The following is a 14,382-nucleotide window of genomic DNA, read 5'->3' on the forward strand; positions in this document are numbered from 1 at the left end:
CGGTATAGAAAACGCCGTCCCCCAGACGGCGTTCCTCCTCTTTGCCTGTCAGCCCACCAGGTACTCATCATAGGTACGACGAATCGAGCGCCAGCCGTCCTCGCTGAATGCCGTCCCGCCCAGCAAGCGTTCTGCCGTCTGGTCAAACGCGATCACATCGGCCCATAACCGGTCCGTATCGGTGTCACAGAAACAGGCGTTCATCGGTGACGAGATCAAATCCCGGGTCGGTTTGTACTCGTCGCCTTCGCCGATGACGCAGACGTAGCCTTTGAAGGACTTCAATTGCGCCAGGTTTTGCTCCAGCAACGGCTCGCTGATTGAAAAAACACCGCTGTCGATGCAAATGACATCAGACACAACGGCAGGGGATTTCAGTTCGGCATCACGCATATTGGCGCTATCCCCGAAATACGCTTCGTACACCTGTTCCAGCAGCGACGAGTCATAGCACTCGATGAACAATTTGGGGGTGATGGTGCCGTGCATGCGAGCAGCCGCCTCGATCATCACCGGCCCGTTTTCGCCCATGACCAGTTCCATATGCACCGCGCCGTAGCTGATGTCGAGGGCCTTGGCGGCACGCTTGGCGTAGGCGCTCAGGGCTTGGCAGACCGGGGCATCGAGAGGCAGCATGAAGGTGAATTTCTTGACGAAGTCGCAGCCGGCAATGTCCAGTTCATCGCTGCGCACATAGCGACAAACGGCTGAAACAACGTAATTGCCTGCGCAGGCCACCATATCCACCACATACTCCGGCCCCCGGATCATGGGCTGGATCAAAAAGTGGTCGTTAACGGTCCAGGTCGCAGAAAATGTGTCCCACGACGTGCTGTCCAGTGCCTGTTGCAGCTCTTCGCGGTTATTGCACAACTGCACGCCTTCGCCGCCGGCAGACGATTGCGGCTTGAGAATGCACGGATAGTGATCCCACTCGGCCATCGCCCGCCCGACACTTTCGGGGCCGTTGACGACGACGGTGGGAATGAAGGCCAGCCCCGCTTGCGCCAGCGATTGCTGCATCTGGTCCTTGTGTCGGCGTCGGAATGAGGTAGCCGGGTCGTTCCCGGGCAGCCGATAGTGAGCGGCGAGTTTCTCCGCCAGAAACACACCATTTTCACTGCCCGCCAACACCGCATCGAACAAACCACTTTCCACGGGAGGCAATTGGTCTTCACTGGTGAAGATGCCTTTATAGAGTTCGGCTTGAAACTCACCTTTCTTCTTTGCATTGAGCTTCGGAATTCGTGCCACTTTATCGAGTTCAATAATTGCGTAGCAGTCAACCCCTCGCTCTTTCAAATAGCGAACCAGAATATTGGCGTTCGAGACAGGATTGGCAATTAAACATGACGGCATATTCTTATCCTTTAGTTACCGTGAACCATCAAACATATCGACGGGCAGCGACACAAAGTCGCCGACCTCAAGTTCAATACTGAAGTACTCATCCAACACATCCACCAACTCATGGCGTGATCTGATAATGCGGCGGTGGCGCGTATGTTGCTGCAGTGAGACCAACACATTGTTGATCAGATAACAGCCCCCCTGAAGCGAGGGCCGGGCACACACCAGATTGTCTTTAAAGGGCGACAGCGGTGAGTAGGCGTTGAAAAACTGCCCGACCACAAACTCATGGGCGCCGTAACAGGCGTCGCGCAATATGTACATATTTATCCATTGCACACCACGCCGGTATTGAATGCCCCATACCGAAGTACCGACCCGCTGTACTCGATACTCATGAACACCTTGCACAACCTGGGCGTTGTGCAACAAACGCAAGGGGTACAAAAAACCCCGATAACCAAAGCCGACGTCACATATCCACTCTTCATCATCAACCCGCACCAATAACACCATATGGGTGGACAGATTCATGGACCCATCTTCACGAGACACCGCCGACAGGCTCCGGCGGACACTGAAACCCAGTGTTTCCAGGACCACGGCGAGCAACCCGTTCATCTGTGTACAACCGCCGCCCCGGCGCCCCGAAATCAGTTTGTCGCCAATCTGCTGCATATCGAAGGAAGGCGCGATGCCGAGGAACACATCGAGCATGTCGTACGCGATGTTGCTGGCGTGGGCAAAGTGGATATCCGCCAGCGTGTCGATACTGATATCCGTGGGCACATCCAGATTGATTCTCTTGAAGTAAAGCTCCAGCCAGGCAGGCACCCCAGATTCGCACGCCTCTGGCAGGCGCGATGAAACCGTTTCGGCATTCACTGATGCAACCTCGCAAAAAGGGAGGATTCAACTATTACGGGAGAAGTAACGTTGGTGACGTGCGCAACAAACAGTGGTTATCCGATATTTTCGCCGTTACCCACTTTGATCACCGTGCCGGTTGTATTGAATTGACGGCTCGCTAGTAAGAAAACCATGTTTGCCACCTCCTCGGGCTGCATGATTTTTCGTCCCGGTATCGACTTCAAGATTTCCCGTTCGCCGCCTTGGGCAAAGGCCTTGAACATATCCGTGTCGACAAATCCGGGGGCGACGGCATTGATCTTCACGTCAAACCTTGCCAACTCCAGTGCCAAGCCGAGGGTTAATCGTTCAATAGCTGCCTTGGCACAACCGTAGGCGGTATTACCCAGTTTGATCTTGGTGGCTGCCACCGAACTGATATTGACGATATTGCCGAAACGGGCGGCGGCCATGACCGGCGCGAAGACGTTGCAGTAATTCAAGGTACTGCCGAAGTTGGTGTCCATCACCTGATGAAACATGTCCGGGCTGGTATTCAGAAAAATCCCGTCCCCGGTAATGCCGGCGTTGTTGACCAATACGGCGGGCACGCCTTCCAGACGAATGCGCTCACACAACGCCTGTACCTGGTCGATTCGCCGACCATCCAGTTGCACAGCGGTCAGGTCAGGGAAATCCGCCATGAAACTGGCCGCAGCCTGTTCGTCCCGAGCGTAAGTGACGAACACTTTATAACCGGCACCCAGAAACTGTTCGGCGATACGACGACCGATCCCCCGCGTGCCACCCGTTACCACCGCAATGCCGCTCATGCACCCTCTCCTTGCAGCGAAATCACGCCACGGCAGTAATTAATGGCCTCGTGATGGAGCCTGAAACTGTATTGGTGGCCAGGGTCCTGGCCCGCGGTTTTTTTGTCGATCACCAGGCACAGGGACAAACGCGGGACGATGGGTTCGAGAAAAGCCACCCGGGAAACCGTAAACGCTTCGACGGCCGCCCCCTTCATCCGTGCGATGCAGTCACTGACGAAGCCAATGATGCAAGCGCCCGGCACAATCGGAAAATCGGGAAAGTGCTCTGCGAAAATCGGCGCCGCCTCGTTGACAGTCAAGCGAGCGTCGAAACGTTGGGCCGAGGCCTCGGAGGCGTCGATTTGAAAAATCTGCAAATCAGCCATTAGCTGACATCCTTTTGCTGAAGTAGGCATCCGGGAAAACTTCCGTCATGACCGATGCCACCAAAATGCTCATGTAAGAACCGATCAGGAACACCGGCCAGTACGCTTCAAAACCCAGGCTCAACCCCGCTAACACCGCGTTGATCGAGAACGTCATGCACCACGCCTTGGTGATGGTGTTGTTGATGCCGAAAAACGCACTGGACTGGCGGGCATCTTCGTCAACGCCTTCACTGCCGTACTGCAAGGTGAACGGTTGCCCGCGCCATACACTCGACCAGCCGATGACCGTCAACACGCCGTACAGCAGGAGCTTGACGTTTTCGAAGGTAGCGAGACCTGGCCAATACACGGACATCAGCGCCATACCGAGCAGGCAAATGACCAACGTGCACTCAATGACGAAGCCCTTTCGAAGCGTGTCGAAACACAAGACGAACATCAAAAAGGCTACCGACAAGGCGGCCTTCGCAAAATTGCCGTTGAACCAGTCAATCAGGTAGGGAAACAACAACCAGGGAATCATGAGTTTGATCATGGATGGCGCGCCTTCAGGCTCAACACCGTGATGGTCGCCAACGCATGAGCCTGGGCATCTGGACCGAGCGTGGCGAAGACTTCGACACGCCCTGCGCCGCCGTCCACACTGACTCGCCCCGTCAATTGCGTGATCTGCCGAGGGTTCAAGACGCGCAAACCGGTAATCAACGCCGGGACGTAATGGGTCGACGGCGCTGTACCGCTAGCCCCGCGTACGCATCGCACGGCAAACTGATTGAGCAATTCGGACAGCACGACGACCGCGCCATACCGTTCGATATACCGCTCAAAGCGCCCCTCATTGACTTGGCTGCTCCAGCCCTCTCCCATCGGTTCGACCGAAGGGCACATGTCCAGGTAAGCCTTCATTTGGACGGCGCCGCGGTCACGTTATCGGTCTTGAAAAAACGCAGCAGCCTGAGGCTTCGGCCGACAATCAGACCATTGATCAGCCCGGACCCCAGCGCCGACCAGGCCGCCACCGACACCTCATCGGCCAACTCCGGATGCATCGCCGCCTGGTAACCGCTGTAGTAACGCCAGGCAAAAAAACACCAGTACACCAACAGCACCTTGATCGTGCCGCCCAGTACCAGCCGCTCACCCTCACGTTCCACGTTGTGATACGAGTAAAAGCGCAAGGCCAGCGCCCATCCCGCGAGCAATCCCAGGGCATAAACCGACAGCGGAATCACGACCCCCTGGGAGAGTTTCAGCGAGGCCAGGGAAATGGCGACGAAGATCACCGGCGTTATTTGCAACGAGCGTTTCGATTCATGATTGGTGAAGCAGGCAATGACGCCGTAATAGGTCACGATGAAAAAAACCGCATAAACCCACAGCGGCGTACCGCGCAAAATGTCCAGCATAAAAACCCCTTGGCACTGCACATGCCTGAGACAAACAATGACGATCAGCCAACAACCGACAGTTGATTGCGATGGTCGAGCAAACGATTGAGTTTGCCCCGTGGGTTATAGGAGAAGTCTGCGTTGTTCGCCCACTTGATCACCGCAACCCCACGCGTCACTGCCTCCTTCAACTTTGGAATCAGCAAGAGTTGCTCTTGCAGACGCACGCCCCAGGCATCATCGATGACCGAAGGCTCGACATCGACGAGGACCGTAACGCTGTCCTTGCCTGCGTCAGTGGTCGACAGGCGCACCTGAAACGCCTCTGACGGCACCTTGGCGGCCACCAATGCCTGCTCAATCAGCGTCAGGCTGATGCGGTGCCCGCCGAGACTGAACTCCTCGGCCACGCGTTGACCGATCTTGAGGTAATACTGGTTGTCTTCACTCAGGGTCAGCTCCCCGACATCACCAATCCGGTAGCGAATGATCGGCACCACCGGGGCCTTCAGGTCGGTCACCAGCAGCTCGCCGGAATCGGTCTGCTCCATGAAGAACCAGTCTGACAATATCAAGTGCTGGTGCGGCGCCATGGCCGGCGTGTTCACCGCCGCGAACCCCAGCTCCGTGGCCCCGTACAGGCTATGGAATTGCGCCTTGGGCCACAGGCGCTGGATAAATTCGCGCTTGCCCAGGTGAAATGCTTCCCCGACAAACACGATCTTGGTGATGGCCAGATCCACATCAAGCTGTTCCGCGGCCTGGGCGACCTGGATGATTCCGGTCGGTGAGCCCACCAATACGTTTGCGTTGAAACGCTTCATGGTGGCGAGTAACGACGGCATGTTGTTCATCACGTCGGGACGCCCTACCGGCAACACCGTCGAGCCGATCGGCTCAAGCATCCGGCACATGCCTTCGTAGTTGTAACCCAGGCACCCGGCGGTCAGCAGATTGACCACGGTGTCCTCGGCACAAAACACATGCTCGGCCATGAAACCGCGCACCTGATAGGGGTAGCTGTCCTCGGTGACACGCTGGAAGATACGACTGGCCAGGACCAGCGGCGCCGAGGTGGTGCCCGAGGTCGAGATGACGTAGCAATGCTTCAGCTTGCCAGCATCAATCAGCGTATCGCTGACCTGCATCAGTGCTTTCTTGCTCAACGGCGGGTATTTGTGCACGAAATCGTCATATCCCGTGACCGTTGGCAAATCCAGCGGATAACCCTGTTCGGCGTACTCGCCGATCATCTTGTTGAATTTTTCGATATCAAACGAAGTGCGGCTTTTTATAGTCATTATCCGATTCTTTTAAATATCATCGACGCGGCCAGGCCGCCCATGCCGAAGGAGTTTTTCAGGCAGTAGTCCACTGGACGCTGCAAGGTGAACGGAGAAACATTGGCCAGGCAGTCAGGGTCCCTGGACTCGAGATTGATCGTTCCCGGAATGAACCCCGAACGCAGGCTGATCAAGCTATTGAGGGTTTCCATGGCCCCGGCGGCGGCAATCATGTGCCCGTGCAAAGACTTGTTGGCGGTGACAGGCACTTGCTCTCCCAGGACCGCGCAAATGGCGGCGGACTCGTGCAAGTCATTGAGTATTGTCGAAGTCCCGTGCGCATTGACCATGCCAATATCGCGCGCCTGCAATCCGGCGTTTTTCAAGGCCCGGGTCATGGCCAGTTTCATCTCGCCGCTGTCGGGTGCGGGTTTGACGATATGGCTGGCGTTGGTACTGGTGCCAAAACCCACCAGTTCCATCAACGGTTCCCGCCCTGCTTTCAGGCATGCGTCCAGCGACTCGAGCAGAAACAGCACCGCGCCTTCAGCGGGCAGATAACCCGAACGCCGCGCATCGAAGGGGCGCGACAGCGCCGTGGGGTCGAGTCGTTCATCGGTGGCGATGATATCGACTGACTCCAACCCGATGTAATGCTCGGCGGTGACCTTGGCCGAGACACCGCCAACGATCGCCGCATCCACGCGCCCCTGCCTCACGGCTTGAAAACCGGTGCCGATGGCTTGCAGGGAAGCGGAACACAGCCCCAGATGCACCGATGCCGGCCCCTTGAACGGCACAAACTTATGCACCGTGCGCAACGCATTGGTCGGGTCGTATCGAATGAAATCCTGTACGCGAAAATGCCTTTCGAGTGCCGGGTCGAGATTGGCAAACTGCCCGTCCACCTTGTTCAGATCGTAGGCCAGGTCGACCGTTTGCTGAATGTCCACTACGGGCTCGTCAACCCCCAGGAAACAACCAATGCGCTGCTCACCGATCGCGCCAGGATCAAAGGACACCGACGCCAGCAGATTTTCCATGGCGGTACGGGTATAGAACTCATCGTGACTGAACCGCCGCCGAACGTCGTGTGTGGGGAAGTTTCCCGACAGCGGAATCCCGGCAAAATGGCTCTTGAATGTCGCGGTGTCATATTTGGCGATTTTTCTCACCCCGGAGCGACCATCGCGCAGCGATTCTTCAATGGCTGCATAGTGATCGCCCAACGGGGTACAGCAACCGAAGCTGCTGATGACAACCCTTTTCTGACTCATGACGGCATCCCCGGTGATGGCGTGGACAATTTGCGCAACACAATCAACCCCAGCCCCATCCCGGCACCTTCGCCATGGATGATGATGACGCGTCCGGGCTCGATCGACGGGTCGGCCAATGCACACACCAGATCTGCCAGGCCGCTGGTGGCCACTGCATAGCGTGACCAGGGTTTGTATCGACGCACTTCGAAGGTGTTCAGGCTGCTCTCCAGCGCCTGCACCTCTGCCTCACCGATACCTGGCGCGCCGTTGTCATACAGCACCACGACCGGATGACTTTCACGGACCCAGGGTTCAAGTTGTGCGTACGCCTCGAGCCAATCCTGGCGCGTGGCGAACATGCTGGTGGAGAACCGACTGACCGCCAGTAACACGTGCGCCAGTGGCTGGACCTGCGACCGGGAAACCCGCTCCTCGGTCTCGACAACCAGCGACACAGCACCGCTGGTGCCCTGGACCGTTGAACGATCGGGTTCCCGGGTGTCCATCAGGCCCATTTTCTTGAACACTTGGGCGTTATCGGCTTTCAACATGTCGCCATAAGCACAAATCAAGGCGCCGCTCGACTCGCTGCACGACAGGTTATAAAAAGCTTCCTCCAGCAATGAGAGCCCGCCCAACGACATCTTGCGCAACGGATAGCCACCGCCCCGGAGTCCGAAGAGCTTGGATAAATGGTAGAGACCGTTGGTGGGCAACTTGCGAAACAGCCGCAACGGATGCACGGCGTTGGCCATTTTCCCCAGGTTACGAAACAGGCACGCCTTGTCCGCATAGCATTCGCTGGACGATTTGAACTGCCAGACCACCTCATGGAAATCGCGGATCGTTTCATAGGTGGTGTACACACACATGGCATCTTTTTCAGCCGGCGTGAATGCAGCGTTTTGTTCGGCCATGTTCATGGCCGAGAAACCGACATTCAGGCTGCACATCGTTTGCGGGGTCAGCATCGCGCGATCTTCTCGCGCGATGTGTGGCACCAGCGCCGCAGACAACTTCGGCTCCCCTGGCTGAGTGTCCGGCATGGGAACCGGTGGCTCAGCCAGGCGTTGAAGCAGGTCATGGGTATTTAAAGAGGCCTGTTCAATGCCATAGCCAGTAATAAATAGGTTAGCCATTCAGAACGGTCTCGATCCGGTGTGCGCAGAATCCAGGCGTCCAGTATTTATCCAGGGACTTTGGATCAAGCTCAACACCGGCCTCAAGGCCTAATATTTCGTTGACTCGTACTTTGCCTTTCTCGGTCCAGCGCCCTTCGGCATAAAACAACGGATCGACCAGAAGTTGCGCAAAAGGCCAGATATCGTGAGACTCGATGGTTGGACTTATTTGCGCCTTGACCTCATAACAGAAGTCAATAAAGTCAATTGAAGTAAAGCCGATCTGTTCAAAAGAAGCGGCGGCATCAATATCGTTTGGCGAATCCAGAAACAGTATATTCGCGGTAATTTCCTTGACCTTATCGAGGTACATATAATTCCTTATTATTTTTCAGCATTCGATGGTCGATGCTGTTTATGTTGCAGATATCATCCCGGGGCAAAAGATATTTCAATTCACAACAGAAGAAAACCCCTGATTCTGGAGACATTCAATTGTTTTTTTTGAGCCATCTATTAGCCCTCAATACAGTTCTTGTATTGGAATTGCACGCGGAACAGTTCACCCCTCGCGAGCCCCAGCAAAATAGAGCCCCTGATCAACTTAGAACACATTTGTACTCGTCCTGATACTCGACTGGAACGCCATCTAAAAACCCACCACAATTGACACCCAGCCAATCTGAGAACATCCAACAGGATCAAGCAGTAACCACCCGCGAATTAACGGCCCTCTTTTAATCCACGCCCGAGGAAAATGCACTTTTTTGAGGCGAACAAACAAGACCGCACTGCATAGAGACGGCGCTGCATTCTTATTAATCAAGTTAAAAAATAACAGGCAGGCGCCGAGCCCCCCCCCCGCCTGTTGATACAACACAAGGAATGAAAATAGTTTTGATTGAAAAAGGCGAGCCTTGAAAATCAGGACAGTACTTTGAGGCCTTGCTTCAAGGAGCGCACAGACATGGGACCATTGCGGTGTTTGTTGGGAAACACGTAGCGTTGCGGGCCGATGATATCCGCCAGCTCTTTCAACAACCCCACCACCGACGTAGGAAGGCTCAGGGACAACTGATCTCCCGTCGGACTGCGCTGCGCCGGTATTTCCCAGACTTGCTGATCGAGCTTGAACTCGGGCCACTGCGCCATCGAGAGCGTCTGAGTGCCGCATGAACTCAGCTTTTGCAGCTCGGCATAACAACGAAACTTCAGCTTTTGTTGTCGCGCCTCGTACTCAGTCAAGGTCACGTCGCGACCGGGTAACACCTGAGCCTTCGCGTGCCCTGCGTTAAAGTACGACGCCGGGAATTGATGGAATACCCCTCGGTGCTGCAGTGAAAACTCGATAATGGCATTGATGGTGCGCCCCACTTGCAGCGCCACACTGATCGCACCGCGCTCCACCGCCGCATCGACAATAAAACGAATATGGTCGCAGGTAATGCCAGATACGGGGTGTTTACCAATAATCGGGAAAGCTACTTTTTGCAGTAATGAAAGTCGTCTGATTTTGGTAATTGGCGCCCAGGGACGAGAAGCCAGCCAACGCTCAGCCATTACCTCAAACGTCTGGGAGGCATCAAGGATATGTTTAATTCTTTCGGATTTGCGCAAATGAGCCGGATTGATACCGCGCTCTACCTGATGGCGGGCAGCATCACATGCCAGACGTGCGTCTTCCAGGCTTAGTTCGGGATAGTTACCCAGTGCATACATCGAAGCCTTGGCGTGTAGCGTAAACCGATAACGCCACGCTTTTACACCCGTGGACTTCACTTCAAGATACAGGCCCCGACCATCATGGAGACGATAGAGTCTCTCCCTGGGTGCGGCATCCATGCACGCCTTGTCCGACAACATCCCCGATCATCCTTGAATTATTGTTATGGATATCCCAATGTCATGTATCAGGTAAGACACACAACAAAATCGAGGCGGGCAAACTATCATTTGAAATCTTTTAAATCAACACCGCGCCCGACCAAATAAAGATAACCCTGGCGCTACCCGGTAAAAATCTCACTACAATTTAAATATTAAATACTGCAAAGGGCTTTTTGCGCTAAGGAAGCCAATAATGTACTAACCAGTACGACTTTCAAGTCTTCCAAAATGCTCTGTATGTTCAACGCCCAGGCAAAAAAAAATCGCAGTTTTCAGCAACGTCTACCGTGAATATCCGGAAGGCGTCGCCAAAAGCTACGATTCTTTATTGATCAGTTCTTGTGCAACTTACGCATCAACTCCGCCTCAGCCTGGGTCAAGCCGCAGGACTGAGTCAGTTCATCAACAGTAGCGCCCATGCCCACCAGTCGCGCCGCTTGGGCGAACGACAGGCTCGACGGGTCGCGCTGTTCCAGTTGGGCCAGTTTGTCCGGCAACGGGCTGACCACCGCGCGCAGTTCGTGCAGATCTTCACCCATGCGCACGTTGCCGCTCTGGTAGTTGTCGACGCGCTTGGCCAGGTCTTTGATGCGCTGATCGCGCAGCGCATCGCCCTCGGCCTGTTGCGCAGCGATCACTCGCTGGCTACGGATGTAGGCCAGGAACATCGCCAGCGTGCCTGCCCAAAACAGGAACAGGACAATGACTGCAACCTCAAGAATCAATCAGATGTTCTCCAGATCCGACCATTCTTCTTCGCTCATCATCTTGTCGAGTTCGACCAGGATGAGGAGTTCGTTGTTTTTGTTGCACACGCCCTGGATGAACTTGGCGGACTCTTCGTTACCGACGTTCGGCGCGGTCTCGATTTCCGACTGACGCAGGTAAACCACTTCGGCCACGCTGTCGACCATGATCCCGACCACTTGCTTGTCGGCTTCGATGATGACGATACGGGTGTTGTCGCTGATCTCGGCATTCATCAGGCCGAAGCGCTGACGGGTGTCGATCACGGTGACCACGTTACCGCGCAAGTTGATGATGCCCAGCACGTAGCTCGGGGCACCCGGGACCGGGGCGATTTCGGTGTAACGCAGGACTTCCTGAACGCGCATCACGTTGATGCCGTAGGTTTCGTTGTCCAGTTTGAAGGTCACCCATTGCAGGATCGGATCTTCAGAACCTTTTGCATTCGTCGCCTGATTACTCATACCTGACCCCTCAAAAAACCGCTTCTGGCGGTGTGTGTTCTGTTGGCGGCATTCAACAATGCCGTCGCCTACTTGTTATGTCGGCTGCTATGTCGATTTGTGTAGCGGCTTACTGCCGCCCATGTGCTTTGCCCCGCCGCTGGCGATCAACTCGGCCAGTGCGGAAACGTCCAGCAATGCACACATGTGCTCAATCACCGTGCCGGCGAGCCATGGCCGCTGACCTCGATGACTTCTCCATTTGATTTCGTTCGGGTCCAGACGCAACGAGCGGCTGACCTGATGCACCGCCAGCCCCCACTCATAGCCCTGCACCGAAATAACGTATTGCAGGCCCTGGCGGAAATCATCGCGATAACGGTCCGGCATGACCCAGCGCGCCGTATCCAGGACCTTCAGGTTGCCGGCCTGGCTCGGCAGGATCCCGAGGAACCACTCCGGCTGGCCGAACAACGGCGTCAGCTCGTGGCCGGCCAGGGAATAAATCGAACCCAGGCACACCAACGGCACGGCCAGGGTCAGCCCGGCGACGTCGAACAACAGGCATTCGAACGGCTCGGCGGCCCAGGACGGACGATCATCGGTTTCCACCGGTGGCGGCGTGTTGCTCGGTGGCAGGTGAACTTCAACGACGGGCGGCACCAAGGCTTGCAGCAGCGGCGCGATGGTCGACACCGGCGCCAGGATCGGGGCCGGGGCTTCGATCAGGGCGACTGGCGCTTTGGCAATCACTGGCGCCACGTCCGGCGCAGCAACGGCAGCCGCTGGACGCGCATCACGGGCCTGTTCTTCAAGCACCGCCAACTGGAACTCATCCAGCGCCGCTTCAACCTCGACCGCTTCGACAACCTCGATGACTTCAGCCACCGCCTCGACTTCCGGCGGCAGCTCTTCAGTCGCCTCCATCAGCAAGCTGTCCAGATAAGACTGGAGCGCCAATTGCGGACGCGAAGTCACCTTCACCGGCCGGTTCATGCGCACACCTGTGTAGGAGCGAGGCTTGCCCGCGAAGAACGATAACGCGGTTTAACGGTTAAGACCGAGGTGCTGCCTTCGCGGGCAAGCCTCGCTCCTACAGAAATCAGGTTCATCAGGCCACCGCCGGGACGAGTTGTGCAGCCAGCAGGTGCTTGAGCAGCGCTCGGTAGGCGAGGACGCCACGGCTCTTGCCGTCGAACTGCGAAGGCGTGACCCCTGCCCGGCTCGCATCGCGCAGGCGGGTGTCCACCGGGATGTAGCCTTGCCAGATTTCTTCCGGGTACTTGTCGCGCAGCACGCGCAAGGTCCCGAGGGAGGCCTGGGTGCGGCGGTCAAACAGTGTCGGGATGATGGTGAACGGCAACGCCTGTTTGCGCGAACGGTTGATCATCGCCAGGGTGTTGACCATGCGCTCAAGGCCTTTGACGGCCAGGTGTTCGGTCTGCACCGGGATCACCAACTGCTGGCTCGCAGCCAGGGCGTTGACCATCAACACACCGAGCAACGGCGGGCTGTCGATCACCGCGTAATCGAAGTCTTGCCACAATTGCGCCAGACTCTTGGCGATCACCAGGCCCAGGCCACTCTGGCCTGGCGACTGACGCTCAAGGGTCGCCAGCGCGGTGCTCGACGGCAACAAGGAAATATTGTTGTGACTGGTGGGCATCAGCAACTGGCCGGGCAAGCCGTGAGGCACGCTGCCCTTGTGCAGGAACAGGTCGTAGCAGCTGTGTTCCAGGGTGTCAGGGTCGTAGCCGAAATAGCTGGTCATCGAGCCGTGCGGGTCCAGGTCAACCATGACCACGCGCTTGCCCGCCTCGGCCAGCAACCCGGCTAAAGCGATAGAGGAAGTGGTTTTACCAACACCACCCTTTTGATTGGCAACTGCCCAGACTCTCATTCGGATTGTTCCTCCCGGTCGATCAGCTCGACCGAGAAATAGCTCAATGTGTTAATGCGGGTGACGGAGAATTGACGGCGCTCTCTCGTACCGGCGACTTGACCGGGGTCGGTGCAGTTTGTGTGCCAGCGCGCTTCAACGCGGCATCCGGTTTCGCATTGGCGGTTCCGGTGCCCGTAAGGCTGCGGCGTACATCGAGATTTCGCGAAACCACCAGCACCACCCGACGGTTGCGCGCCCGGCCTTCCGCCGTGGCGTTGTTGGCCACTGGCTGGAATTCACCGTAGCCCACCGAGGCCAGGCGCCCGGGGTTCACGCCCTGCATCGCGAGCATGCGCACGATGCTCGCCGAACGGGCCGAGGACAGTTCCCAGTTGGTCGGGTACTGCGCGGTGCGGATCGGTTGATCGTCGGTAAAGCCTTCGACGTGGATCGGGTTATCGAACGGCTTCAGGATCGCCGCGACCTTGTCGATGATGCTGAACGCCATGTCGCTGGGCATGGCATCGCCGCTGCCGAACAACAGGCTGGAGTTGAGTTCGATCTCGACCCACAACTCGTTGCCGCGAATGGTCATCTGGTTGGACTTGATCAAGTCGCCGAACGCGGCGCTGATGTCATCGGCAATGGTTTTGAGCGGATCGCTGGCACCTGAGATGCCGGCGTCAACCTGCTCGGCGTCCTTGACCAGCGGCTTGGCCGGGGTCACGGTCACCGGGCGCTCTTCACCAATCGGGATCGGCTTGAGGGCACGATCCGAATCAGTGAACACGCCGATCAACGCTTCAGAAATGACCTTGTACTTGCCTTCGTTGATCGAAGAGATCGAGTACATGACCACGAAGAACGCAAACAGCAAGGTGATGAAGTCGGCGTAGGAAACCAGCCAGCGTTCATGGTTTACATGTTCTTCAGGTTGGCGACGACGTGCCATGGTCCATGTCTCCC

At 56.5% G+C, this 14,382-nt stretch carries 17 protein-coding genes; all 17 read right to left on the reverse strand.

The features are described 5' to 3' along the window. Positions 1 to 48 precede the first annotated feature (48 nt). A complete protein-coding gene (locus tag BK665_RS24485) occupies positions 49 to 1,359 on the reverse strand; it encodes an ATP-grasp domain-containing protein (protein ID WP_123409151.1) in 1,311 nt (436 codons plus the stop codon). Between the two features lie 15 nt (positions 1,360 to 1,374). Further along, complete coding sequence (locus tag BK665_RS24490) at positions 1,375 to 2,235, reverse strand: arylamine N-acetyltransferase family protein (RefSeq protein ID WP_185076621.1); 861 nt, start codon at positions 2,233 to 2,235, stop codon at positions 1,375 to 1,377. 77 nt (positions 2,236 to 2,312) lie between these two features. Beyond that, entirely contained in the window at positions 2,313 to 3,032 is a 720-nt protein-coding gene (locus BK665_RS24495; RefSeq protein WP_123409153.1) for an SDR family NAD(P)-dependent oxidoreductase, read from the reverse strand. Further along, positions 3,029 to 3,400 (reverse strand): ApeI family dehydratase, encoded by a 372-nt coding sequence (locus BK665_RS24500; protein WP_123409154.1) that lies wholly within the window; start codon positions 3,398 to 3,400, stop codon positions 3,029 to 3,031. Before BK665_RS24500 ends, BK665_RS24495 begins: the two co-directional genes overlap by 4 nt. Continuing rightward, on the reverse strand, positions 3,393 to 3,938 hold the full coding sequence (locus BK665_RS24505) for a hypothetical protein (protein WP_123409155.1): 546 nt from the start codon (positions 3,936 to 3,938) through the stop codon (positions 3,393 to 3,395). The genes BK665_RS24500 and BK665_RS24505 overlap by 8 nt, the downstream gene beginning before the upstream one ends. Beyond that, entirely contained in the window at positions 3,935 to 4,309 is a 375-nt protein-coding gene (locus BK665_RS24510) for a hypothetical protein (RefSeq protein ID WP_123409156.1), read from the reverse strand. Before BK665_RS24510 ends, BK665_RS24505 begins: the two co-directional genes overlap by 4 nt. Next, positions 4,306 to 4,809 carry a hypothetical protein gene (locus BK665_RS24515; protein WP_123409157.1) on the reverse strand — a complete coding sequence of 168 codons (504 nt, stop codon included), beginning with the start codon at positions 4,807 to 4,809 and terminating at the stop codon, positions 4,306 to 4,308. The genes BK665_RS24510 and BK665_RS24515 overlap by 4 nt, the downstream gene beginning before the upstream one ends. Positions 4,810 to 4,853: 44 nt before the next feature. Next, entirely contained in the window at positions 4,854 to 6,092 is a 1,239-nt protein-coding gene (locus BK665_RS24520; RefSeq protein WP_123409158.1) for a phenylacetate--CoA ligase family protein, read from the reverse strand. Further along, complete coding sequence (locus BK665_RS24525; protein ID WP_123409159.1) at positions 6,092 to 7,351, reverse strand: beta-ketoacyl-[acyl-carrier-protein] synthase family protein; 1,260 nt, start codon at positions 7,349 to 7,351, stop codon at positions 6,092 to 6,094. The genes BK665_RS24520 and BK665_RS24525 overlap by 1 nt, the downstream gene beginning before the upstream one ends. Then, the gene (locus tag BK665_RS24530; RefSeq protein ID WP_123409160.1) at positions 7,348 to 8,475 is read right to left on the reverse strand and encodes a hypothetical protein; all 1,128 of its coding nucleotides are present in this window, start codon (positions 8,473 to 8,475) and stop codon (positions 7,348 to 7,350) included. The genes BK665_RS24525 and BK665_RS24530 overlap by 4 nt, the downstream gene beginning before the upstream one ends. Beyond that, entirely contained in the window at positions 8,468 to 8,830 is a 363-nt protein-coding gene (locus BK665_RS24535; RefSeq protein ID WP_123409161.1) for an acyl carrier protein, read from the reverse strand. Before BK665_RS24535 ends, BK665_RS24530 begins: the two co-directional genes overlap by 8 nt. Before the next feature lie 551 nt (positions 8,831 to 9,381). Continuing rightward, the gene (locus BK665_RS24540; protein ID WP_123409162.1) at positions 9,382 to 10,320 is read right to left on the reverse strand and encodes a tyrosine-type recombinase/integrase; all 939 of its coding nucleotides are present in this window, start codon (positions 10,318 to 10,320) and stop codon (positions 9,382 to 9,384) included. A gap of 356 nt (positions 10,321 to 10,676) precedes the next feature. After that, complete coding sequence (locus tag BK665_RS24545; protein ID WP_123409163.1) at positions 10,677 to 11,069, reverse strand: DUF2802 domain-containing protein; 393 nt, start codon at positions 11,067 to 11,069, stop codon at positions 10,677 to 10,679. Beyond that, entirely contained in the window at positions 11,070 to 11,555 is a 486-nt protein-coding gene (locus BK665_RS24550; RefSeq protein ID WP_008155806.1) for a chemotaxis protein CheW, read from the reverse strand. It lies immediately after the preceding gene. Between the two features lie 87 nt (positions 11,556 to 11,642). Then, positions 11,643 to 12,530 carry a CheW domain-containing protein gene (locus tag BK665_RS24555; protein WP_123409164.1) on the reverse strand — a complete coding sequence of 296 codons (888 nt, stop codon included), beginning with the start codon at positions 12,528 to 12,530 and terminating at the stop codon, positions 11,643 to 11,645. 115 nt (positions 12,531 to 12,645) lie between these two features. Further along, positions 12,646 to 13,434, reverse strand: coding sequence for a ParA family protein (locus BK665_RS24560; RefSeq protein ID WP_123409165.1), 789 nt, complete (start codon positions 13,432 to 13,434; stop codon positions 12,646 to 12,648). Positions 13,435 to 13,477: 43 nt separating this feature from the next. Beyond that, positions 13,478 to 14,368: a flagellar motor protein MotD gene (gene motD, locus BK665_RS24565; protein WP_123409166.1), complete on the reverse strand. Its 891-nt coding sequence runs from the start codon at positions 14,366 to 14,368 to the stop codon at positions 13,478 to 13,480. Between the last annotated feature and the right edge of the window lie 14 nt (positions 14,369 to 14,382).

This window comes from Pseudomonas frederiksbergensis, assembly GCF_003732665.1.
In the GTDB taxonomy this organism is placed as follows: Bacteria; Pseudomonadota; Gammaproteobacteria; order Pseudomonadales; family Pseudomonadaceae; genus Aquipseudomonas; species Aquipseudomonas frederiksbergensis_G.